General features: G+C 59.6%; 21 protein-coding genes, 1 tRNA gene and 2 pseudogenes. 10 read left to right on the top strand and 14 right to left on the bottom strand.

The features are described from left to right. Positions 1–10: 10 nt before the first annotated feature. Positions 11–796 carry an enoyl-CoA hydratase/isomerase family protein gene (locus tag CV013_RS10495; RefSeq protein WP_102155442.1) on the bottom strand — a complete coding sequence of 262 codons (786 nt, stop codon included), beginning with the start codon at positions 794–796 and terminating at the stop codon, positions 11–13. Between the two features lie 142 nt (positions 797–938). Between CV013_RS10495 and CV013_RS10490 the strand changes: the two genes are divergently transcribed. Next, entirely contained in the window at positions 939–1,889 is a 951-nt protein-coding gene (locus CV013_RS10490) for an NAD(P)H-dependent flavin oxidoreductase (RefSeq protein WP_102155440.1), read from the top strand. A gap of 152 nt (positions 1,890–2,041) precedes the next feature. After that, a complete protein-coding gene (locus CV013_RS10485) occupies positions 2,042–2,413 on the top strand; it encodes a hypothetical protein (protein ID WP_102155438.1) in 372 nt (123 codons plus the stop codon). Positions 2,414–2,513: 100 nt separating this feature from the next. Here the strand turns inward: CV013_RS10485 and CV013_RS10480 are convergent, their stop codons facing one another. From CV013_RS10480 to CV013_RS10470, 3 genes are all read right to left on the bottom strand, one after another. Beyond that, positions 2,514–3,644 (bottom strand): acyl-CoA dehydrogenase family protein, encoded by a 1,131-nt coding sequence (locus CV013_RS10480; RefSeq protein ID WP_102155437.1) that lies wholly within the window; start codon positions 3,642–3,644, stop codon positions 2,514–2,516. A gap of 214 nt (positions 3,645–3,858) precedes the next feature. Further along, the gene (locus CV013_RS10475; protein WP_102155435.1) at positions 3,859–5,118 is read right to left on the bottom strand and encodes an acyl-CoA dehydrogenase family protein; all 1,260 of its coding nucleotides are present in this window, start codon (positions 5,116–5,118) and stop codon (positions 3,859–3,861) included. 291 nt (positions 5,119–5,409) lie between these two features. Continuing rightward, the gene (locus CV013_RS10470; protein WP_102155433.1) at positions 5,410–6,750 is read right to left on the bottom strand and encodes a homogentisate 1,2-dioxygenase; all 1,341 of its coding nucleotides are present in this window, start codon (positions 6,748–6,750) and stop codon (positions 5,410–5,412) included. A gap of 270 nt (positions 6,751–7,020) precedes the next feature. Here CV013_RS10470 and CV013_RS10465 point away from each other — a divergent pair, with 270 nt between their 5' ends. Next, positions 7,021–8,196 carry an alpha/beta hydrolase family protein gene (locus CV013_RS10465; RefSeq protein WP_102155431.1) on the top strand — a complete coding sequence of 392 codons (1,176 nt, stop codon included), beginning with the start codon at positions 7,021–7,023 and terminating at the stop codon, positions 8,194–8,196. A 52-nt stretch (positions 8,197–8,248) separates the two neighbouring features. Here CV013_RS10465 and CV013_RS10460 read toward each other — a convergent pair whose 3' ends face one another. Then, positions 8,249–8,620 (bottom strand): DUF1330 domain-containing protein, encoded by a 372-nt coding sequence (locus tag CV013_RS10460; RefSeq protein ID WP_232806587.1) that lies wholly within the window; start codon positions 8,618–8,620, stop codon positions 8,249–8,251. A gap of 75 nt (positions 8,621–8,695) precedes the next feature. Between CV013_RS10460 and CV013_RS10455 the strand changes: the two genes are divergently transcribed. Continuing rightward, positions 8,696–9,205: a redoxin domain-containing protein gene (locus CV013_RS10455; RefSeq protein WP_157935765.1), complete on the top strand. Its 510-nt coding sequence runs from the start codon at positions 8,696–8,698 to the stop codon at positions 9,203–9,205. Positions 9,206–9,274: 69 nt separating this feature from the next. Continuing rightward, positions 9,275–10,795: a class I adenylate-forming enzyme family protein gene (locus CV013_RS10450; RefSeq protein WP_102155426.1), complete on the top strand. Its 1,521-nt coding sequence runs from the start codon at positions 9,275–9,277 to the stop codon at positions 10,793–10,795. A gap of 8 nt (positions 10,796–10,803) precedes the next feature. Here CV013_RS10450 and CV013_RS10445 read toward each other — a convergent pair whose 3' ends face one another. From CV013_RS10445 to CV013_RS10410, 8 genes and pseudogenes are all read right to left on the bottom strand, one after another. Then, complete coding sequence (locus tag CV013_RS10445) at positions 10,804–11,658, bottom strand: MaoC/PaaZ C-terminal domain-containing protein (protein WP_102155424.1); 855 nt, start codon at positions 11,656–11,658, stop codon at positions 10,804–10,806. A 199-nt stretch (positions 11,659–11,857) separates the two neighbouring features. Beyond that, positions 11,858–12,203 (bottom strand): annotated as a pseudogene (locus tag CV013_RS10440) (hypothetical protein); the annotation flags it as partial. Between the two features lie 163 nt (positions 12,204–12,366). Beyond that, positions 12,367–12,807: a carboxymuconolactone decarboxylase family protein gene (locus tag CV013_RS10435; RefSeq protein ID WP_223805221.1), complete on the bottom strand. Its 441-nt coding sequence runs from the start codon at positions 12,805–12,807 to the stop codon at positions 12,367–12,369. 122 nt (positions 12,808–12,929) lie between these two features. Next, a complete protein-coding gene (gene hemA, locus CV013_RS10430) occupies positions 12,930–14,132 on the bottom strand; it encodes a 5-aminolevulinate synthase (RefSeq protein ID WP_102155419.1) in 1,203 nt (400 codons plus the stop codon). 58 nt (positions 14,133–14,190) lie between these two features. Next, positions 14,191–14,266, bottom strand: a tRNA-Cys gene (locus CV013_RS10425). A 6-nt stretch (positions 14,267–14,272) separates the two neighbouring features. Continuing rightward, positions 14,273–14,563, bottom strand: coding sequence for an aminotransferase class III-fold pyridoxal phosphate-dependent enzyme (locus CV013_RS10420; RefSeq protein WP_102155417.1), 291 nt, complete (start codon positions 14,561–14,563; stop codon positions 14,273–14,275). After that, positions 14,560–15,393 carry a pyridoxal kinase gene (pdxY, locus tag CV013_RS10415; protein ID WP_198591859.1) on the bottom strand — a complete coding sequence of 278 codons (834 nt, stop codon included), beginning with the start codon at positions 15,391–15,393 and terminating at the stop codon, positions 14,560–14,562. The genes CV013_RS10420 and pdxY overlap by 4 nt, the downstream gene beginning before the upstream one ends. 5 nt (positions 15,394–15,398) lie before the next feature. After that, a complete protein-coding gene (locus CV013_RS10410; RefSeq protein WP_102155411.1) occupies positions 15,399–16,181 on the bottom strand; it encodes a benzoate/H(+) symporter BenE family transporter in 783 nt (260 codons plus the stop codon). A 96-nt stretch (positions 16,182–16,277) separates the two neighbouring features. Between CV013_RS10410 and pdxR the strand changes: the two genes are divergently transcribed. The 5 genes from pdxR (at position 16,278) to CV013_RS10385 (ending at position 22,042) form a co-directional block, all read left to right on the top strand. After that, positions 16,278–17,786: a MocR-like pyridoxine biosynthesis transcription factor PdxR gene (gene pdxR / locus CV013_RS10405; protein ID WP_456243243.1), complete on the top strand. Its 1,509-nt coding sequence runs from the start codon at positions 16,278–16,280 to the stop codon at positions 17,784–17,786. Between the two features lie 87 nt (positions 17,787–17,873). Further along, positions 17,874–18,593 (top strand): glutamine amidotransferase, encoded by a 720-nt coding sequence (locus CV013_RS10400; RefSeq protein ID WP_102155409.1) that lies wholly within the window; start codon positions 17,874–17,876, stop codon positions 18,591–18,593. Positions 18,594–18,690: 97 nt separating this feature from the next. Then, complete coding sequence (glyA, locus tag CV013_RS10395; protein ID WP_102155404.1) at positions 18,691–19,998, top strand: serine hydroxymethyltransferase; 1,308 nt, start codon at positions 18,691–18,693, stop codon at positions 19,996–19,998. 26 nt (positions 19,999–20,024) lie between these two features. Next, positions 20,025–20,834 (top strand): YggS family pyridoxal phosphate-dependent enzyme, encoded by an 810-nt coding sequence (locus CV013_RS10390; protein WP_102155402.1) that lies wholly within the window; start codon positions 20,025–20,027, stop codon positions 20,832–20,834. Further along, positions 20,831–22,042, top strand: coding sequence for an MFS transporter (locus tag CV013_RS10385; protein ID WP_102155400.1), 1,212 nt, complete (start codon positions 20,831–20,833; stop codon positions 22,040–22,042). The genes CV013_RS10390 and CV013_RS10385 overlap by 4 nt, the downstream gene beginning before the upstream one ends. A gap of 15 nt (positions 22,043–22,057) precedes the next feature. On the opposite strand, the pseudogene CV013_RS15705 reads toward CV013_RS10385, so the two are convergent. Further along, a pseudogene (locus tag CV013_RS15705) lies at positions 22,058–22,786 on the bottom strand (DUF3363 domain-containing protein); the annotation flags it as partial. Positions 22,787–23,003: the final 217 nt, after the last annotated feature.

The following is a 23,003-nucleotide window of genomic DNA, read 5'->3' as shown; positions in this document are numbered from 1 at the left end:
GAAGCGTGCTTCAGCGACCAATAAACGAAGGCGCGCGCTTTTCCTCGAAGGCGACGAGCCCCTCTTTCATGTCATGGCTGTGGACGTGGATTTCGGAGACGAGCAGTTCGGACCTGAGCGCCACGTCCTTGGGTTGTTCGAGACCATCGTCGACCAGCGCCTTCATCCGGCGCAGCACCAGCGAGCTTTTGGCCCCCAGCTTGGCAACCAGACCTTCGACGGAGGACATGAGTTCGGAATCGTCGACGACCTCGTTGACCAGACCGCAAGCGACCAAGTCCTCAGCCGGCACGAAATCGCCCGTGAACATCAGGTATTTCGCACGGGTCGAGCCGATCTTGCGCGGCAGGCGGACCGATCCGCCACCACCTGGCAGTAGGCCAAAGTTGGCGTGCGCGTCGCCCAGCTTTGCCGAGCGTGCTGCAATGACCAGATCGCAGCACAGCACCACTTCCAGCCCGCCTGCCAGCGCCATTCCATTGACCGCAGCGATCACTGGGCGCGGGCAGGCTTCGAGCGCGGCCATCATGTCGAGAAGGCTGTCGAGGAACTTCGCGGTGGCGGCTTCGTCGCCCGGGGAGGTTTCGTTGACATATTTGAGGTCTGCCCCTGCACAGAACGCGCGACCGGTGCCGGTCACCACGACGGCTTTGATGTCGGGGGCCTCAGCCAGCGTCAGCGCGTCCATGACGCCTGCCACGATATCGGGCGTGATCGCATTGAGTGCCGCCGGGCGGTTGAGAGTGATCCAAACTGCGCCGTCTCGCGTCTCTACTATGACGCTTTGGTCTGACATGTTTCTCTCCCGAATTAGCATAGCGACGCCCTATGCGAGCTATGGCCATAGGTATTTCCTTTGTGAGGATTAGTGCAACAGGTTAATTATCATATATCAAAATAAATTTGCCATCATTCACGCGCATTCTTATGCGGAATGCATGATTGGTGACCCCGCTATTGCGTCGACATTGCGCGCGACACTCACTCTGCCCGTGCTGGCGGGCCCCATGTTTCTCGTGTCTGGGCCCGGTCTGGTCGTAGGCTGTTGCCGGGCCGGTGTCGTCGGGTCGTTTCCTACGCTCAATGCGAGGACACCCGAGATTCTCGACGAATGGCTCGCAACCCTATCAGTCGAGCTGACAGCGGATGCGGCCCCCTATGCGGCCAATCTGATCGTGCACCCGACCAACGAGAGGCTGCCGGATGATCTTGCTTTGGTGGTTCAGCACAAGGTGCCTCTGGTGATCGCCAGCGTGGGAAATCCCGGGCCCGTGGTCAATCAAGTGCATGAGTACGGCGGGCTGGTCTTCTCCGACGTTGCTTCGGTCAAACACGCCCGGCGCGCGGCAGAGTCCGGAGTGGACGGGCTGATCCTGCTCTGCGCGGGCTCTGGTGGCCACACCGGCTGGCTCAACCCCTTTGCATTCGTCACCGAGGTGCGGAAGTTCTTCGCCGGGCCGCTCGTCCTCGCCGGAACGATTTCGAACGGCCACACCATCCACGTTGCCGAGGAACTGGGGGCGGACTTCGCCTATATCGGCACGCCGTTCATCGCGGCGACCGAGAGCATGGCGGAGGACGATTATCGCCAGATGCTGATCGACAGCTGCGCTGACGATATCGAGCTGACCGCCGCGCTCACCGGCATGCCCGCCAATATGCTGCGGGAGAGCATCGTGCGCAGCGGCTTCAAGCCCGAGGCGAAACATGACGGGCCGTTCCACGCGGAAGAGGGCGCCAAGGCGCTGCGGGCATGGCGCGATATCTGGAGCGCGGGGCAGGGCGTCGGCGACATCGACCGGGCCGAGCCCGCTGCGGGCATCGTCGATCGCATGAAGCGGGATTACGACGCAGCGCGCAAGGTGAGCCTCCAACGCCTGGGCGGGTGAGGTCGGCGTAGCTTAAGTCGGGTGGACAAATTCAGAACAGCGCGCCTTCCGGCGGCTGGCACGTAAGAGCGGGCTTTCCGGACTCGACCCCATTGCGGACATTGCGCGAACGGTCGTATGTTCGTTGGAGGAGAAATACGGGTGACTGCGGATTGAAGTATCAAGATCAGAAGCTTCGAGCGATTGGTCGGCTCACCCTGATTACCTTGGTGCTAAGTGTTCTGCTGGCGCTCGCTTTGCTCTATCCCGAGTCAACGGATGGCATCGTCCGTCATTTTCCGCTCTCCAGAAACGGCGGCGAATATGTTGTTTTGGTCGGCATTTTAGGCACCCTTGTTCCCGTGTGCTGGGGAGTATTGATTGGCCTCATTTTGACCTCGCCCGAGCAGGAAGTGCGTTTCGTCCGCTGGACCAAGCGATGGCGGAAGGCCCCTGTACCCTTTGAAGCTATCGAATTCGATACGGGTGACCCAGACTATCAGAAACCTGCGTGGCGCTATTTAAAAGACCGTCGCAGCCGATGACCGGCCCATGTCCGCTTTCCAGCTAATTTCGGCCACTTAACTCCATGCCGAACCGACCCAAAAGCCGCCGTTCGGTGGGGTTGGAATGGGTCGGCGCGCCCTAGTCGAGATTCCGCGAGATGATGAGCTTCTGAATGTGGCTCGTGCCCTCGTAGATCGTGCAAACCCTCGCATCGCGATAATAGCGCTCCACGGGGAAGTCGGTCAGATAGCCGTAGCCACCGTGGATCTGCAGCGCTTCCGAGCAGACCTTCTCGGCCATTTCGCTCGCGAAGAGCTTCGCGATGGACGCTTCCTTCGCGCAGGGCAGGCCAGCCTCGTGCAGGCGGGCAGCGTGGATGTAATACTGTCTGGCAACGTCGACCTGCGCCGCCATTTCGGCGAGCGTGAAGGCGATGGCTTGCTGTTCGATGATCGGCTTGCCTGCAACCTCGCGTTCGCGGGCATAGTGTACTGCGGCGTCCAGCGCGGCTCTGGCAATGCCGACCGACTGCGCGGCGATTGAGATGCGTCCGTCGGAAAGCCCCGACATCGCGATGCCGTAGCCTCCATCAACCTCGCCCAGAACATTCGCCATGGGCACGCGCAGCTCGTCGAGCTGGATCTGCGCGACATGCGCCGTGTGCTGCCCCAGCTTGTCCTCGATCCGGCTGACGACGTAGCCGTCGGCAGGCGGCTCGACCAGGAACGTGGTGAAGCCGCGCTTGCCGGCATCGGGATTGGTGCGTGCAAAGACGATCGCCAACCCGGCCTCGCTGCCGTTCGAGATGAACTGCTTCGTGCCGTTGAGCACGAAATCGTCACCGTCGCGGCGCGCCGTCGTGCGGATCGCCGAGGTGTCCGATCCCGCTTGCGGTTCGGTCATCAGGAAGGCGCCGATTTTCTCACCCGCCGCCATGGCCGGAAGAAGCCGCTCCTTCTGCTCCGCATTGCCGTGTTTTGCGACGATATGCGTTGCGCCCAGGCTATGGACATGGACGATCGTGCTGATCCCTGCATCAGCGGCGGCGATCTCCTCGACCGCGAGACAATAGGCGAGAAATCCCGTGTTCGACCCGCCAAACTCTTCGGGCACCGTCATGCCCATGAAGCCTTGAGCAGCAAGCATCCGGAGTTCGTCGGTCGGCCATGCCGATGTGCGATCGCGCTCGGCAGCGGTGGGAGCAAGAAAGTCGTTGGCGATCTTTCGGGCCAGATCGCGGATCATGCATTGCTGGTCGGACAACATCATTCGGCTTTCCATTGAAGAGCGCCCAGCCGCGATTGCAGGGGCAGCGCGGCCGATCTTTGGCGATACGAAACGGCGGCCCCGTCATCAGCCGATCGGAACATCGGTTGTGTGTGGGGCGCGTCTCGTCAGATGCAAGGCAGGGTTCGACGGATAATGATCGGGGCGGCAAGGTGCCGCCCCGACATTCAGCGAAAGCCGCCCATTTCGTCTGGCCTTACAGTTCCGCGTCGTTCGACACGTTCTTTCCGAGCAGACGGCCGGCATAATCGCGATCAAGTTGGTCGAACCGCGTGTTAAAACCATGCGAGCGGGCGGTCGAGATGTCGCGGTAGATCCGCTGCCAGCGCTGGCCGTTGAACATCGCTGTCGTGCCCGCAATGCGGTAGAGATGCTGCATTGCTTCCCAGCACATTTCCATCACTTCGCCGCAGATCACGTTCGAGGTGATCTCCAGAATCATGTCCGGCGTCAGACGGCCTTCCATGTTGAGCTTGGCGTCCTCGCTCCATTTCTCGCAGGCGATCGCGTAGGCCGCCTCTGCCGTTGCGATCTTGGTCGCAGCGGCCCCATACCAGCGCTGAAAATCGGGATTTTCCTCTTTCAGCATGATGGGGGGAATCGGGACCATCTTCTTCTTCATGAACATGGTGCACTCGTCCAGCGCACCCTTGACCGTTCCGAGGGTCAGGGCAGTGGGTTCGAGCAGCCAGAGGCTCAAGGTGCCGCCGTAATAGATCGGATTGTCGAAATCGGGGCCTCCCTGGCCCTTGGGCGGCAATCTGTGCTGCGTGATCGTCGCATTTTCGTTCACGTAGTTTGCCGGAATATGCGCATCCTTGAACTCGATGCTGTGCGATCCGCTGCCCCGCATGCCCAGCGAACCACCCCAGTCATCGAGCATGGTCCATTGGCTGCGCGGTCCGACGAAGGTGATGACACCGACCTCGCTGCCGTCGGCTTCGAAGCCCATGGTGTGGCCCATGAAGTGCGAGGAGTAGGGCGCGCCGGAACAGAAATTGAACACCCCGGTCAATTTCCAGTCGCCGTTGGGCTGACGTACCGCTTTGCCTTGCGGGCGAGTGGTCATCGCGCAGATGAAGGGCTCGTCGAGATCGAAGATTTCATTCTGGGCTTCCTCATCGATCATGCCGCACAGCGTCACCGCGTGCGCCGAACCGAGGCAGAACTGCCATGCCGTCGACGGGCAACCGATCGCGATCTCCTGAACGACCCGGTAATAGGTCATAACGTCGAGATCCAGACCGCCGAACTTTTTCGGCATCAAGATCCGATAAAAACCCGCTTCCTCGAACGCTTTGTGCGTTTCCAGCCCATAATAGGTGCGCTCTTCGGTCTCTGCCTGCCGGGCGATGAGATCGGGGATCATGGCGCGCGCACGTTCGACGAGAATGTCACTAATGTTCTCGTCTTCGGGTGTCGCCAGAGTATGAATTTCTGCGGGCTTGCTCGACATCTGTTTTTCCGCCTAACTAAAGTTGCACCACGGCAATCTACCGAAATTCGACTGTGTCGATTCCCGCAGAGCACCTCTCTCCATAAGATTTAATAGGGGTACTAAAATAGGGCTGTGTGGTCAATCCCCGGATGCAGCGGATTTTGGCCGCTGGCAGTGCCTATTTTGCTGAGTTTTTCGGATGGTAGGGGCGGACTTCGCCGCGCCTGAATAGTGCTCGATCTTGCGATGAATAACCCTTGCAGCTTACCGGCATCGGCCCTGTTGGCCGATGCCGGACATGCGCGGCGATCAGCCCTCGGGAAAGCGCTTAACGTAGCCGCTCAGCCCCGCATTGATGTCGCGAATGCGCTCTTTCATATCCATCGCGGCTTGCGTGAACTCGAGCGGATAGCGGGTCTCGACCAGAATCGAGATGAGGTTTTCGACCCTCCGCGGATCGAGGTTCTCGGCCGCGCGGACCGCTTCGAACGCCTTGGCGTCGGGCCCGTGAGGGGTCCAGTTGTTGGTCACGCCGATGCTGCCATTCAGATCCATGCCATTCATCTCTGGCAGGCCGCACACGATGCTGCTGATTTCGGCCACGGTATTGCGGTGGAAACCGGGCAAGTGCAGCGTCTTGTCGCCAACGATCCAGCGCGGCGGGAGGATCATGAAGTCGGCGTTGCAGCCGCTCATATCGTGCGCGGGGGAGGTGAGCGCGCAAAAGATCGACGGATCGGGATGGTCGACGGTCGACGTGCTCATCGCGACGAACTTGCGCATGTCGTACTTGTACGGCGTAAGGCTACCGCGCCAGGCGACCACATCGAAGGGGGAGTGATCCAGATCGACCGTCCAGTGCTTGCCGCCAAGCTTGTGGATCAACTGGGTCTGGACTTCCTTATCCTCGAAGCTGGCGACCGGGGCCTGGAAGTCGATCTGGTTGGCGAGACCGTTCGAACCGATCAGGCCCAGATCGGGCAGCACCCAGGGATGCCCGTAGTTTTCGTAGATCAGGCCGCGCGCGAAGGCGCCCATCAGTTCGACGCGGAATTTCACTCCGCGCGGCATCAGCACGAATTCGCAAGGGCCCGCTTCGATCACGCCGAATTCGGTCACGATGCGAAGATCGCCCTGCTGCGGAACGATGATCATTTCGCCGTCCGCATTGCTGAAAACGCGGTTCTCCATCGATCTGGTAGCGCGGTAGAAATGGACCGCGATGCCTTCGTGAACATTGGGCGAGCCGCAGCCCATCAGGGTCGTGATGCCTTCGAGGAAGTCGGCGTCCACGCCTTCGTCCTTGCGCTGGAGCCAGCGCATGCGGTTCGGCAGCGGTGGCACGTCGAGCGGGGGAGTGCGGAAATCGACACCGCCGTCCCACGGCTGGTAATCCATGCTGAAGACGGAAGGGCGAATGCGGAAGGTATAGCTGCGCCGGTTCAGGTGCCGCGGCGTGTAGAAAGCCGTGCCCGAAACGAGTTCGCTATAAAGGCCGTGGGGCGCCCTCTGTGGACTGTTCTGTCCTTGCGGGAGCGCGCCGACCACCGCCTCGGTCTCAAACTCATTGCCGAAGCCAACCTGATAATCCAGCGCGCCGCGCGCTTCTCCGGTGGCCGCGAATTGTTTGGCATCTGAAATATCGTTCATGTGCTTGATCCTCTCGCGCGTACTGACCTCGACAGGGCCGGTTCAGCTGTATTTATGGGTTCGAATCGCTATCATCAATTTATAGGGCTGGCAAATGTTTTGCCATGGTGTAAGCCAAGGGAAAGCCGCTGAACGAACCGCCGCAAGGTGGTGAAACCTGACATCTCTTGTGGCGGACAGTGGTGAGTGTTGAACGAAAAGAGTCCCCAGCGTTGCCGGCGAAATTGTGCATGAGCGGCGACTTGAGGACCGAACCGAGAGGATTGGCCGATGGCAGCAAAAGAACAGTTCGAAATCGATCGTACGCTCATAAGCCTGGCGTATAACGACAGTCTGGCGACGCGGGACGTCTATGGGTTCCGCAGTTCCGCCGGGAACGTGCAACTCGACGGGTTCCTGTTCCGCCCGATCGGAAAGCCGTCCAAGACGCTGATCATCTACATGCATCCGGCATCGACCGTGCATCACCTGCCGCTGCCGATGGAGCTGGTGCGGATGGGCTATCATGTCCTGTGTGCGGGCAGCCGCTACAACCGCAACGAATCAGCGCTGATCATGGAAAACGTCGTGCGCGACTACGGCGTCTACGTGCACCACATGAAGGAGCGGATGGGCTACGAGAAGGTCGTGGTCGCCGGATGGTCGGGCGGCGGCTCGCTCACCGCGTTCTATCAGGCGATGGCCGAGAAGCCGACCATCACCCAGACGCCCGCTGGCGACCCGGTCGACCTCACCGGGATGATCCCGGGCGACGCGATGATTTTCCACGCCGCGCACCTGTCGCGCGCGGAAATCCTGCGCGACTTTATCGATCCGTCGGTGGTCGATGAGCACAACCCGGCGATCCGTGATGTCGAGCTTGATCTTTACGATCCGCGCAACCCCAACAAGCCGCCCTACAGCGCGGACTATCTGGAACATTTCCGCCAGAGCCAGCTCGCGCGCATGCGCCGCCGCACGGCACTGGCCAGGGAAACGCTGGAACTGATCCGGTCGGGCACGACCGACGAGATCGAGCGCTGTATGCTGACTCACCGCACGCTCGCCAACCCGCTGTTCCTCGACGCGACCATCGACCCGAACGACCGGCGCATCAACTGGTGCTTCATGGGCGATCCCAAGACCGCGAACAGCAGCCCGGCCGGGGTGGGGCGTTTTTCGAACACCCGTGCATGGCTGTCGCAATGGTCGTTCGACGACACCAATGCCCATGCCGAAATTCACGCGCCGAACATCTCGGTCCCGATGCTGGCGATCGAGAATTCAGCCGACGATGCTATCCCGGGGACGCACACGAAGCGGTTCTTCAACGCCTATGGCGGTGAGGACAAGACCTACAAGCTCATGAAGGGTGCCAACCACTATTATGTCGATCAGCCGCAGGAATTGGCGGACGCGATCGACCTGATCCACGGCTGGCTTGATGCGCGGGGCTTCGTGGACTGACACCGGGATGCGGCGTCTCGCGAGCTCTCCCCTTGCGAGACGCCGCTACAAATCAGACGCCTTCGGTGATGAAGGCGCGATAGTCGGCGCCGAGGTGGCGGTGCTTGCGGGCCTCGGTATATTCCGGGGAATCGTACCAGGCCCTGGCGTCCTCCATGCTTGGAAAGGCAAAGATCACCGCGCCTTCGATTGGTGCGCCTTCCAGCGTTTCGCATTTTCCGTAGGCGGCCAGGCGCTCGAATTCATGATCGGCAAAGCTTGCCCGTGCACGCGGCACATAGGCCTCCATGTCCGACGCGTTTCGCGTCCGCTCGCGGGTGAAAACGACATAAGCGGTCATCGGCAATATCTCCCTCTTGGCTTGAACCCCGGCGCGTATCACGATCTTGACAGGGGGCATAATTAATATGAAGATCGCCGCCATAAAAACGCAAGCAATTTACAGGATGAGGTGTCGTCGTGATCGGTCAACAATGTGCTGCGGTCAGGGAATGGTCGCGTGCTTAAGCCCGGGCAACAGGTTCCGAAATTGGAGTTTCCGCTGGTGTCGGGGGGGGCGTGGTCGCTCGATCAAGGCTCCGGCGCATCGCTCCGTCTGATCTCGTTCTACCGAGGTGCTTTCTGCGGGTTCTGCACCCGCTTCATGCAACAGCTCAACGGGTTGCATGGCGCATTCGCGGAGCTCGGCATCGACCTGGCTGGTGTCAGCGTCGACCCGGAGGGCGTCGCGAAAGCCTGGGCCGAAGATAACGGGATCGACAGGATCGCGGTCGGCTATGGATTGTCGCGAGAGCAGATCGAAGCCTGCGGCGTGTTCGCATCGCACTTCACCCGCGACGGGAAAGAGCTGTATTTCGCCGAGCCCGCGCTCTGGCTGGTCCGGCCGGATGGCGAGCTTTTCCTCACCATTCAGAGCTCGGTCTCCTGCGGCCGCCCCGATCTCGAATCGCTGCTGACCGGCCTGAAGCTGCTGGCCGGTCAAGGCTTTCCCACCCGCGGAAATGCCTGACACGCGCGCCCGGCCATTCGGGCGCTCGCTTCCAGCCTGAGGCGCCTTTTCCCAACAAGGACTCCCCTTATGAACATTGCTGTCCTGCTGAAGAACTCGGCCCGTTCATTTGCAGCCCGCCCGGCCATATCGGTCGGGACCGATCTTTACGCGACCTATGGCGAGTTCGGCGAACGCGCCGCCCGGCTCGCAGCGGCATTTCGGGCGCAGGGCCTCAACAAGGGCGACCGGGTCGGCATCGCGATGGGCAATGCCCCTGAATATCTCGAGATCATGTTCGCCATATGGCACGCCGGCCTGTGTGCCGTGCCGATGAACGCCAAGCTGCACCCGCGTGAGATCGCCTATGCGCTGACGAATTCGGGCGCGCGCTGGTTTTTCACCTCGAATGAACTGGCGGGCAAGCTCTCTTCGCTGTTGGACGACGTGCCTTCGCTGGAGCGGATCGTGATCGCTGGCAGCGATGACTACCGCGCGATGTTCGATACGCCACCGATGGAGATGGCGGATGCGGACGACCTCGATCCGGCGTGGATTTTCTACACCAGCGGGACCACGGGTCGCCCTAAGGGCGCGACGCTGACTCATCGCTCTCTGCGAGGAATGATGCTGCGCTATCTCTCCGACGTGGACAGTCTGACGGAGTATGACTGCATGCTCCATGTCGCGCCGCTCTCGCACGCCTCAGGGCTCGAGTCGCTGCCCCACATCGCAAAGGCCTCGCATCATGTGATCCCGAAAAGCGGTGGATTCGACGCGGCGGAGGTCGCCGACCTGACTCACCACTACAACAACATGATGTTCTTCGCGGTGCCGACGATCATTGGTCGGCTGGTCAACGATCCGGCGTTCGCCAACGCAAATCTCGATGCGATCAAGACGATCTTCTACGGTGGCGCACCAATGTACTTCTCGGATCTGAAACGTGCGCTGGCGAAGTTCGGCCCCAAGCTGGTCGGCGGGTACGGGCAGGGTGAAGCGCCTTGTGCGATTTCCGTGCTGCCCAAACACCTTCATGCGAATGTCGATAATCCGCGTTATGAAGAACAGCTCTCGTCCGTCGGCACCGCCTTCACGGGCACCGAGTTTCGGATCGTCGGCGAGGACGGAAAAGATCTTCCCGCCGGTGAAATAGGCGAGATCGTGGTGCGTAGCGATGTCTGCATGGCAGGCTATTGGGAGAACCCGGAAGCGACCGCGAACGCGCTACGCGATGGCTGGCTCTATACCGGCGATGTCGGGTGCGTCAGCAAGGATGGATATCTTTCGCTGAAAGATCGTTCGAAGGACCTGATTATCTCTGGCGGGATGAACATCTACCCGCGCGAGATCGAAGAGGTACTTCTCCTCCATCCCGCCGTGCTCGAAGTGTCGGTGGTCGGGCGCCCGCATCGCGAGTGGGGCGAAGACGTGGTCGCGTTCGTGGTGGCTAAGCCAGGGCAATCGATGGAGCGGGACGAACTCGACCAGATATGCCTCGATAATATCGCGCGCTTCAAACGGCCGAAGGACTACTTCTTCATCGAAGAGCTTCCCAAGAGCGACTACGGCAAGATCCTGAAGCGGGAACTACGCAAGCGCTTCGACTAGCCGCGTGGTCATGTGACCACCGCCTCACAGCGGTCCAGCACGGGAGCATCGCCTTCGTTGACGGCAACCGCGCGAAATTGAATTCGTCCAGGCGCCTCGCCCCAGAATTCGAACCGCAGCACATCTCCGGGCATCACCGGGCGCGTGAACCGTACCGCCATCGACATGAGCCGCTTGGCATCGAGATCGCAGAACTGCCGCAACAGCGCATAACCCGCCATGCCCTTGGTCGCGAGGCCGTGAAGCAGGGGGCGGCGGAGACCCGCAGCGCTTGATACGGCAGGGTCGATGTGAATCGGGTGCAGGTCGCCGGACAGACGATACAGCAGCGGCTGCATCTTGCTGGTTGCCAGTTCGATCGTCGCGTCTGGATTGCGCTCGGGCACTCGCTCCAGAGAAGGCGGCGCATCCCCCCAGTCGCCGCATCCGCCATCTCCGCGCGCGATCACCGACGTGATCAGGGTGGCAAGCGGTTCGCCCTCGTCCGCCAGGGTAATGTCGGTCTGATAATGTACCATCGCCCCGCGCGGACCGAGATCGCGCAGGCCCGTCACGCGGTTGGTGGAAACCGTGGACGCCGCGGGGGGCAGGGAGCGGTGCAGGGTCATCCGATGCTCTGCATGAAGCATCTTCACCCAGTCGATTTCGACGCGCGGGTCGTTCATCCACAGCCCCGGGTAGCCGAGAACATTGGCAAATGTCGGGGCTGTAGTCAGCGAGTTTTCATACAGGTAGCGGAGGTGCAGTGGATCGAGAGGCTGCGTCGCATAGCCCGTTGCCAGCGCGTATAAAATGGCATCGCGAGCCGAATAGGATTGCTCGATGGTTTCGAAGCAATAATTAACGACCTCTTGTGCGTTCATATCCAGCCTTTCCGAGTTCGCACTCGCCCGTCAAGCAAGCCGGTAGGTCGATGGAGCGAGGTCGTTAGATAGTTATATTAATAGCCCTATTATAAAAAGCGAGCGATGTCACCATTTGGCTCGTCCTCTATGATCAACGAGCGAAGGTTCGCTGTAGCTCCCTAAGAGCGCGTGACGGTGATGGAGATGCCCTTCAGCCCTACGCATAAAGTGTATCATCGCCCCCTAGGGTCAGGCTCGTTGACCAGAGCCAGAAGATGACGGTAGCGTCGAGGGCGAGGGCGGAGAAGAAAGCCATCGGGCACCGATCATGGCGGGTTGCGATCTGTCTCCAGTCTTTAAAGCGGCCGAACATGATTCCGATGCGGAACCAGTCCGCGCCATAACCCGTCGGCCCGCATCCATTGGCCTTGGGCAGACTGTTGAGGAGTGCGGCCAGGCCCGTGTAATCGCTGACCTGTCCGGTGGTCACGAAGAAGCCTGATCGGCCGACCATTCGCATCGGTCACGGCATGCGGCTTGGTGCTCATGCCGCCTTTCGTGCGGTCTTCACCGCACGATCGAGCTGGTCGATGCCTGCTGAGACTTGCGCTGCGGACCGACGCTCCTTCGCTGGGGGTTGCATTCTGGGCTTGCCGTCCACGCCTACGCATCACCGTCAAGCTCTCAGATACTTGTTAAGCGGACGTCTCCTTTGACATCGCTCGCTTAGTTTTCTTCACCCAATGGATGCTGCAAACGAGAGCTAACCGCAATCCTGTTCCAGATGTTGATTGTTCCAATAGCGATTGTCAGTTGTGCTATCTCCGTTTCTGAGAAAACACCTCTAACCATTTCAAACACATTATCGGGAATGCCACTCTGGGCGACAAGAGTTACGCTCTCTGTCCATTCCAGAGCTGCGCGATCCCGGCTGTCGAAGAATGGAGACTCTCGCCACACAGCCACAAGATGTAGCATTTGTGCATCCAACCCATCGTCAAGAGCTTCCTTCACGTGAAGGTTAACACAAAACGCGCACCCGTTGATTTGCGAGGCACGCAGCTTGACAAGGTGCAACAGGCGATTGTCCACGCCCGACTTTTTCACTGCAGTATCGAGGGCTGCGACGGCACGATATAGTTCAGGAGTAAGCTGAGCGATGTTCATTCTGGTTTGCATTGTCTTATTCTTTCAGAGGGAATGAATTTGAGCCGTGAAGCGGGGCGGTCTCTTGGTTAGCCCGGTTATGCCAATGCCCGAATTGAACATTGGGCAGTTGCCAGATGTCGCTAACGCGGGAAGGCATCGCGTGCACCAACAAGAGCGGCGATCAGGATATCCTCATCCTCATCCGTATGAAGAGGGGTTGGAGTGATGCGCAAGCGCTCGGTCCCTCGCGGCACGGTTGGATAGTTGACGGGCTGGATGTAGATGCCGTTTTCGGCCATGAGATGATCGGTTATCGCCTTTGCCAACGTGGCCTCACCAATCATGACCGGCAGGATATGGCTAGGGCTCGGCATTACCGGAATATCGTTTGCCAGCATCCTACCCTTCAGCGACGCTGCTCGTCTCGCCAGCGCCTGCCGGGGAGAGCTGTTTTCTTTCAAATGATGCAGGGCCGCGCGGATGCCTGCGACCACGGATGGTGGCAATGCCGTGCTAAAGATGAATCCTGACGAGAAGCTGCGAACGAAATCGACCACATCGCGACTACCGGCAATATAGCCACCGATAGAGCCAAAGCCCTTGCTGAGCGTTCCTTGGAACATATCGATACGGTCGAGGAGACCGTCCCGTTCGGCGATGCCAGCTCCGCGCGCGCCGTAAAGACCGACGGCATGGACTTCATCGACGTAGGTAAAGGCATTGTGCTTATCGGCGAGATCGCAGATCGCTTCCATCGGGGCAAAATCGCCATCCATGGAATAGCAGCTTTCGAAGCAGATTAGCTTCGGTCGATATTTGCAGACGGTTTCAAGCTGGCGCTCAAGGTCACGCCAGTCATTGTGTGCGAACACGCGCTTTTCCGCTCCCGAGTGGCGGATGCCTTCTATCATCGACGCATGGTTCAGAGCATCGGAAAAGACCACGCAGCCCGGCAGAAGGCGACCAAGCGTGGAAAGCGCCGCATCGTTTGCTACGTAGCCCGATGTGAATAGTAAGGCGGATTGCTTGCGATGCAGGTCGGCGAGTTCCTGTTCCAGCAGGACATGCTCATGGCTGGTGCCGGAAATATTGCGTGTACCACCGGCTCCCGCGCCATATTGCTGCAACGCCTCGCGTGCTGCGCTTATGACATCGGGGTGAACGCCCATGGACAGATAGTCGTTTGAACACCAGATGGTGACACGCCTACCAACACTATGATCGAAGGCGTATATGTCGCTTTTCGGTTCACGTTCGAGGTCTGCGAAGACACGATATCGCCCCTCCCGATGCAGTTGGGCGAGTTCATGCGCGAAGAAATCTAGATAGTTGAAAAGGGGCATTGGGGAGGCTCCACGTTATTTGGGAAGAGCTCTGTCAGACAAGCATCTGACGATTTTCTGGAGGCCCCGCGCTGGATTCGAACCAGCGGTGCAAGGATTTGCAATCCTTCGCGTAACCACTCCGCCACGGGGCCACATCTCTACGCTTCCTCCGCGCCGGATTTGGCAAAGGACAGAAAAACGGCAAAACTGGCGGCCGTCAGGCGTTCCCCTTCGGGAATGCGATACACATCGGACAAGTGCCACAGTTTGCGTTCCTTCCGCTCCGGCGCGGACATGATATGGGGGTGCGAATGGCCTAGCGCGTTGACGACGTTTCCAGCGCTGAGATTGAGATAGCGTTCGCCATTGGCTGTCGTCAGCCATGCGCCTTCGCCCTGTTCGAAAACCATCGGCGCAGGCTGGAATACAGGGAGTAGTGCGCTGCTCATTCTGGATTCTCCACCAGTGCATCAATCACGCTACCAAGCTGCATTTCCTGTTCGCCCTCGACGATGGTTCGCCCAAGGATCTCAAGCAGAACGCTTGCGGCATTTCGGGCAGCGCCCACCAAATCCCGGCCATGCGAAAGATTGGCCGTGAGAAGCCCGGTAAAAAGATCGCCGGTTCCCACCGGTACGATGGGAAGCCGGGGCGATGTCAGCCTTGTTCGCATCTCCCCATCGAAGACAACATTCTCAAGCGATCCCTCCGGCGTGTCGGGAAAGGTGCAACCGGTGACGACAAGCCGGGCGCCGCGGAATACCTGCACCTTTGATGCGGCAGTGGTCAGCTCCTGCCATAATGTCGTTTGTTCCTGTGTTATCAGACCAAGCTCGAACTGGTTGGGAGTCAAAAGATCGGCGAGCGGGACAAGATCGTCGCACAGGCATTCGACAACCTGATCCGCGACAAAAATGCCAAGACTGGAATCTCCCATCACTGGATCGCATATATAGATGATGTCGGGATTGAGCTTGCGGGCGCGCTCCACGAAAGCGGCGACAACCTCGCCATTGGCGCGCGAACCGAGATAGCCAGAAACGATGTAACGGCTTGTCTCAATCAGGCCGCGTTCCTCTACCCCGCGCAACAGATCGTCCACCAGTTCCGACTCCAGAACCCGGCCCCGCATGGTTTCAAAATGGGGGTTGTTGGACAGCAGCGTTGTCGGCACCGCCGCTACGTTCAGTCCCCGTGCCTGCATGGGCAGCACGGCAGCGCTGTTGCCGACATGCCCGTGAACGACCTGACTCTGGATGGAAATGATGGATGTTTGCATGGTCATCACTCTGCTGCGCTTTCAGTGATTTCTGCTTTGATGGTGCGTTTGCGGGGCAACTTCCCGTTCAGGATCACGTACGCGATCAGCCCGATTACCAGTCCCCAGAACACACCAGCAAACCCCAGCATGTTGATGTTCGCTGCCGAGGCGAGAAAGGTAATTAACGCAGCCTCCCGCGAGGCGGGGTTGGCCATAGTTCCGGCGAGACTTCCTCCGATTGTACCGAGCAGAGCAAGGCCCGCCAACGTGGTGATGGACGTCGCAGGGAACGCCATGAAGACGGCGGCAAGAGTTACGCCGAACACGCCGACCAGAACGGGATCGGCGCTCGCGCCACCAAACGCCCAGATTCCGAATTGCAGCAGGATGCCCGCAAACAAACCCGATGCAATGCCGGGCGGGATCAGCCGGATTACTTTCTCAAAATATCCCGAAAGCCCAAGTATGATGAAAGCGATAGCGGAGAGAATATAGGCTCCGACCGCTTCGGCATAAGATGTGGTGGCGAGCGCAGTGATCAGGAAAGTGGCGGCTGGTGTGGACCATGCGGTGATGATCGGCTCACGATAGCGCCAACTCAGGAACAGGCCGGTCAGGCCAACACCAATCGAGAGCGACAAGACCCAGAATGCCGTCAGTTCCGGGCTGAGACCGGCCACTCGCGCGGCCTGGAAGACAAGAATGAACGTCCCTCCATAGTTGACGATGACGGAGATCAGACCCGCAACAGTTGGATGGGCGAGATCGCTTAATCGTGTAGATGATGGTAACGAACTGGGCGACATGGTTCCTGACTGTTCTCCGATGAAAGGGCGTGCTGTCGCGAACATGTCTTGACTTCTAGCTGCTCAATGGCCTGATTATCCCATCCAATTAATTCCATGGAGCCAGACCATTTGCTGAGACATTCCCAACTTGAATCGGTGAAGGCATGGCTCGCGCATCCGGCTCATGCAGCCATGCCACTGCACGCGCGGATACAACGGGCGATTCGGCAACTGATCCTTGATGGTGCGCTTGCTCCCGGAAGGCCGCTTCCGGCCTCACGCGCTCTTGCCAGATCGCTGGGCGTTTCGCGTGATACGGTCGAGTCTGCTTACGCCCAGCTTCACGCTGAAGGTTTTATCGAGCGGCGCGTCGGGAGTGGCAGCTTCGTTGCGGAAATCACTGAGTTCATGTCTGGGCATCGGCGGTCAGGGCGCAGCGCGCTTTTGGCCAATCAGGCTCCGAACCTGAGCGCACGCGGGAAGGACATGTTTCGCAGCGGCGGATTGCGCCAAGTGCTGGCGCCGCGCCCGTTTACCCATGGGGTGCCGGAGACGCGCAACTTTCCCCTGCCGTTATGGGAGCGTCTGGAACGGCAGGTTCTGAAAGAGGTCGGCACGCAGGCGCTGCTTCAGGGCGATCCACAAGGAAACGAGGCGCTCCGGCGGGCCATTGCGGACTATGTGAACCTCGAACGCGGCGCACGCGCCACTGCGGACCGCGTGCTGGTTCTGACAAGTTCGCAGCAGGCAATTATGCTTTGCGCGAATATGCTGCTCGACCCCGGAGACCGTATTTTCATCGAAGACCCGGCCTATTACGGCGCCCGCAAGGCCTTCGACGCGGCAGGGCTGACCTCTGTCCCGGTCAAGGTGGATCGGCAGGGCGTGATGGTTGAGCCAATTCTTGACGATCCGCACGGGGCCAAGGCGGTCTCTCTCACGCCTTCACACCAGTTCCCGACCGGGGCAACGCTGACGCTGGATCGTCGTCTGGCGCTGATCAAATGGGCGGCGCGGCACCAGGCCTGGATAATTGAGGACGATTACGACAGCGAATTTCATTATTCCGGCAAGCCGACGGCGTGTGTGCAGGGCCTCGACCCTCATGACCGGACTATCTACATTGGCACCTTCACAAAATCCCTCTTTCCGGGATTACGGATCGGCTACGCCATTCTGCCTCCGCAACTGGTGAAGCCAATGACCGTCGCGCGCACATTACTTGACGGCCATACGGCATCCATTGCTCAGTTGACGCTTGCCCGCTTCATGGAGGGTGGCCATTTTGGCGCTCATATTCGCACCATGCGGAGCATTTATGGGCAGCGGCTCGACACGTTGGCCGGGTTGGTTCGAAAGCACCTGTCTGATTTCGTCGAGCCACGTGTCCCCATTGGTGGCTTGCAGATGCCTTGTGTATTGACGGGCGATATATCCGAGCGTGCGGCGGTTGATGCGGCGCGGCGCGTTGGTGTCGATCTGCTTGGTCTATCTGGCCTTTATTCGGCACGCGATGGCGAGGTCGGGTTCCTGATGGGGTTCGCCGCATATACGCCGATGGAACTGGAAGCGGCTGTCAGGAAACTGGCCAGCGCATTTCAGGCGCTGCGAATGTCAGCATAAATGGTCTGGTTCATAGCGTAAAATTGGCGGGGATAATCAGTCCAAATATCCGATAAGCGTGCTGACAAGCTCGCAACGGAGAAAGGCATGACAGTACGCCCCGCCACCAGCAAAACAGCCGTCGTCATTCGGCATATTCTATTTGAAAACCTTGGGCTTTTTGAGCCGGTGCTGACGGCGGGAGGATATGGCGTCACCTATCTCGATCTGGATAGCGATGATGTTTCGACGCTCGACGCGCTGGCGCCAGACCTGTTGATCGTCCTCGGTGGGCCTGTCGGGGTCTATGAGAATGATGCCTATCCCTACCTTAGCCAAGAGCGCCGGATACTCGCCGCGCGGCTGGCGAAGGAACGCCCGACGCTCGGGATTTGTCTGGGTGCACAGCAAATCGCGGCAACGCTTGGCGCCAATGTTGCGCCGATGGGACACAAGGAAATCGGATTCGGTCCCGTTTCGCTGACAGATGCCGGGCGGGTTGGGCCGCTCCGTCATCTGGAAGGCATCCCCGTGTTGCATTGGCATGGGGATGCCTTCCGTATCCCGGATGGAGCCGAGAACATTGGGGCGACGGAATTGTGCGATACTCAGGGTTTTTCCATTGGTAGCAACATATTGGCATTGCAATTTCACCCCGAGGTGGACGCGAGCGCGGGGATCGAGCGCTGGCTTACAGGGCACGCGGTTGAGTTGACATCGTCGGGCATCGACCCGCGAACGCTCAGAGAGCAGGCGAGGAGCATTCCCGCAAATGCCCGCATCGCTGCAGGGAAAATGATGGAAGAATGGCTCGCCCAGATCGCCTGAGTTGATCGGCGTTACCGTCAAACGAAGAGGCCAACAATCGTCCGCTGCATGGGTCTCATGTGGTGCACATTTTACACCCCAATCTTGGAACACATCAATGAATGCACAATCGATAGACATCCCCTTGAGCCAGCCTGTAGCTGACGGGAGCGTCGGGAATGCCAGCCTCTCAGATCGAGACAGTGCTATCTTCGCCGCCATTGCCGATGAACGGGGCCGCCAGCGTAGTTGCATCGAACTGATTGCTTCGGAGAATTTCGTCAGCCCAGCCGTTCTGGAAGCGCAAGGGTCGGTCCTCACCAACAAATATGCCGAAGGCTATCCGCATCGGCGCTATTATGGCGGTTGCGCCAATGTCGATGTGGCAGAAGATCTCGCCATCGAACGCCTGAACAGGGTTTTTGGCAGCACTTACGCCAATGTACAGCCGCATTCGGGCAGTCAGGCCAATCAGGCGGTGCTTCTCGCTCTACTGAAGCCTGGCGACACGATCCTTGGGCTCGATCTCAAGGCGGGCGGACATCTGACCCATGGCGCCGCCGTCAACCTGTCGGGCCGGTGGTTCGATGTCGTCAGCTATGGGGTCGACGCTGACAGCCATCTGATCGACATGGACCAGGTGGCGGACCTGGCGCGAAGACATCGCCCTGAATTGCTGATCGCGGGCGGGTCGGCCTATCCTCGCACGCTGGATTTCGCCCGTTTCCGTGCAATCGCGGATGAAGTGGGGGCGATCCTGATGGTCGATATGGCGCATTTCGCGGGGCTGGTCGCAGGCGATGCCTATCCGTCGCCAATCCCTTTCGCCGATGTCGTCACCTCGACCACGCACAAGACGCTGCGCGGTCCGCGCGGCGGGTTCGTTCTGACCAATGACGCGCAGATTGCGAAGAAAATCAACTCGGCTGTCTTCCCCGGCCTGCAAGGCGGCCCGCTCATGCATATCATCGCGGCTAAAGCCGTGGCGTTTGGCGAAGCGCTGGACCCTTCGTTCAAGACCTACGCGCGGCGTGTTGTCGAAAACTGCCGCGTTCTGGCGCAAACGCTGATTGATGGCGGCCTGGCGATCACCAGCGGCGGCACCGATTGTCATTTAGCGGTGGTCGATCTTCGCCCCTTGGGCGTCACGGGCAACATCGCCGAGCAGGCGCTGGAATCTGTGGGGATCACGCTCAACAAGAACGCGATCCCCAATGACCCTGAAAAACCCATGGTGACCTCGGGAATACGGGTTGGCAGCGCGGCGGGAACGTCACGCGGATTCGGCCCTGAAGAATATAAGCAAATCGCCGTGCTGATGCTCGACACGCTCCATGCCGTTCGTGCCGGAACACTCGACGCTGAGCGGGAACGGATCAGCGGGCTGGCTCGCGATCTCGTTCATCGCTTTCCTTTGCCTTACTGACGGCATCAGCCCGGGGACCGTTTGATATGACGCCATCGATGAAAAGCGACCTTTCACCCGAGGACATCGCGCGTTTCGGTGACCATCCGGCTGAGGCCTTCGCCGCGAACCTCCAAACGGTCAAAGACCGTATCGCGGCGGCCTGTCTTCGCTCTGGCCGTTCGCCCGGCGATGTACGGTTGCTGCCCGTCACCAAGACGGTTCCCGCACATATCCTGCGCCACGCTTTTGCGGCTGGAATCACGGATTTTGGTGAGAACAAGCTACAGGAAGCAAGAAACAAGCAGGAGGTGCTGGCCGATTTGGCAATCCGTTGGAACATCATCGGCCACCTTCAGACCAATAAGGTCAAATACCTCATCCGCTTCGCATCTGAATTTCACGCGCTTGATAGCCTTCGGCTGGCGAAGGAACTGAACCGCCGGCTCGACGTGCAACGGCGCGATCTCGACGTGTTCGTGCAGGTGAACACCTCCGGCGAGGCCAGCAAATACGGGCTGCATCCCGACGACCTGCCCTCTTTCGTGGAATGCCTGCCGGACTATCCCCGGCTGAAACCGCGCGGCCTGATGACGCTGGCGATTTTAAGCGCGGATACCGAGCGTGTGCGCCGGTGCTTCCGCTTACTTCGCGATCTGCGAGAGCGGACGGTCGCCGTACATCCCGGCCTGACGCAGCTTTCCATGGGCATGTCCGGGGATTACGAGGTTGCGATTGAGGAAGGCGCTGATGTCGTGCGCGTCGGCCAGGCCATATTCGGCCCACGCCCAACCCCGGATTCCCTCTACTGGCCCGGCATGGCCACGGAAGGGGAGGAAGCAGAAACTTCGTCATGACGGCTCCACAAAGCGGGTTGTTAGGGCAAGTCTCCGCCGCCCATCTGGTCAGCCATTTCCACATCATGACGGTCCCGGCTCTGCTTCCGCTTCTGCCGACCATCATGAACGTCAGTTTCGTCGACCTCGGGATTGCGCTGACGGTTTTTAATATTGTGACCGCCGTTGTGCAGGCTCCATTGGGCTATGCAGTGGACCGATTTGGCGCAATGCGGTTGTTGAAAATCGGACTTGCGCTTGGCAGCATCAGTTTCGCACTGCTCATCCTTCAGCCAACATTTTGGGTGCTGATCATCGCTATGGTGCTCGCCGGAGTCGCCAATGGCGTCTATCATCCGTGTGACTACGCGCTACTATCACGCGGCATTGCGCCAGACAGAATGGGGCGAGCTTTTTCGATCCATACCTTCGCAGGATTTCTCGGCAGCGCGCTAGCACCGCTGATATTGATGTGGCTGGCGATCGATCTGGACATTCGGGCAGCCTTTATCGTCAGCGCCGGGCTGGGGCTGCTTGTTCTCCTGCTGCTGGTGATCAGGGCGCCGCCCGCAGCTAAGGCGCCGCCAATCAGGACGCACACCAACGGGAAAGCAACTCGCTCTCGGCTTCGGATGTCGGCTCTTGGCGCGATACCGCTATTGACGCTGTTCTTCCTACTCCTGAATCTCAGCACAGGAGCTATAGAGAAGTTCTCGGTCGCCGCTCTGGTTGCAGGAATCGATGTGCCCCTGCCAGCCGCCAATCTGGCGTTGACCGCGTTTCTGTTCGCCAGCGCATTCGGAGTTCTTGTCGGCGGCGTCCTCGCGGATCGGACCGAGCGCCATGGTATTGTCGGGGCGACTGTTTTTGCTCTGGCCGCAATACTCATCGTCAGCGTGACTCTTATTCCGATGGCCGACATCGCTTTGATCGCGACGCTCGGTTCGGCGGGGTTTCTGACTGGCTGCATCGCACCGTCGCGCGACATGTTGGTGCGCGCAGCGGCCCCGGCTGGAACCGAAGGACGAGTCTTCGGGATTGTTTCAACCGGCTTCAACCTAGGCGGCGTGATCGGCCCCCTCTTGTTCGGCTACTTGATGGATAGCGGAGCGGCGATTGGGGTGCTTTGGGCTTCGGCTGGGTTCATGATGGCGACAACCGTGATTGTGCTGCTTCAAGAGAGATTGATACGCCTCAGCAAAAAATGCGCCAACACCGTTACAACGTGATTCCCTCTTTCTTCCCAACTGGCATGACATCGATCCGCCCTCCACGACGCCGATGCCCTCGCGGCCAAGCTGGCGGTCGATAACCAGCCGCCACCGGATTAGCGAGAACTCATCAGATTTCTCGATCACGGCGATATTGCCGCTGGATAGCTGCAGGATTCAGGTGAAATTGCCGCTGATGGTCTCGCCGTCCGTGGCGGTTCGGAACGACAGGCCCTTGTTCTCGATCATCTCCGCGCCGACGCGGGCAACTTCGCGCTCGCGCATGACGGCGAGCAGATTGCGCCGATAAGAAGATACGGCCATTCCGTGCTCTGGTGGTGTAGCCCTGTTCCATATGATGCTCGCTGCGCTGGCCCATCGACTCGCGCATCTGCTGGCCGAAGCGAGAGTTGGGGCAAGGTCGGCTGAATCACCGTGGATCAGCTGCCTGCCTGGCCAGGTCGGGCCCTCCGCTCCGATCTGCCTGCCTAGATCGACCAAAGACAGGACGCGAACGCTGGCCGTGCGGTCGCGGCCGCCATCATAGGTGGTGGCGTGGCTGACGAGATCGTCTGGGATGCGCCGTTGGTCGGCGTTGACCCGCGCGAGGATGCCCGCCCGGCGCAGCGCCTCCAGCCGGCGGAAATGGGCATCGACATAGCCCTCATAGTCGCCGCTCCAGTGGGGCCATTCGCTCGTGCCCCAATTTAGAGGGCTATGGCGTAAGCGGAATCCTCCGTTTCGTCTGCTTCGGCCCGCCAACTGCTCGGTAATAGGAAGCAGATACCGCTTATCTGCGAAAACAGTTACGTATCGATACCAGTGTGTGTTGATTGTGGTCCTGTCGAGGGGGCTGACCGCCGCTTAGGTAGGCGGCACGATGAACTATATCAGAGCCAGTGCCATCGTTTACTTCGAGACGATCGGCAACCTGTCGGAGCCGACAGTAAAGATCCTCACAACCATTGACTGAAGCGAA

Origin of the sequence: Tsuneonella flava (genome assembly GCF_002870965.1) — a bacterium.
GTDB lineage: Bacteria > Pseudomonadota > Alphaproteobacteria > Sphingomonadales > Sphingomonadaceae > Tsuneonella > Tsuneonella flava.
Note: the sequence above shows the minus strand (reverse complement) of the source record. Positions and strands in the feature narration are given on the sequence as shown.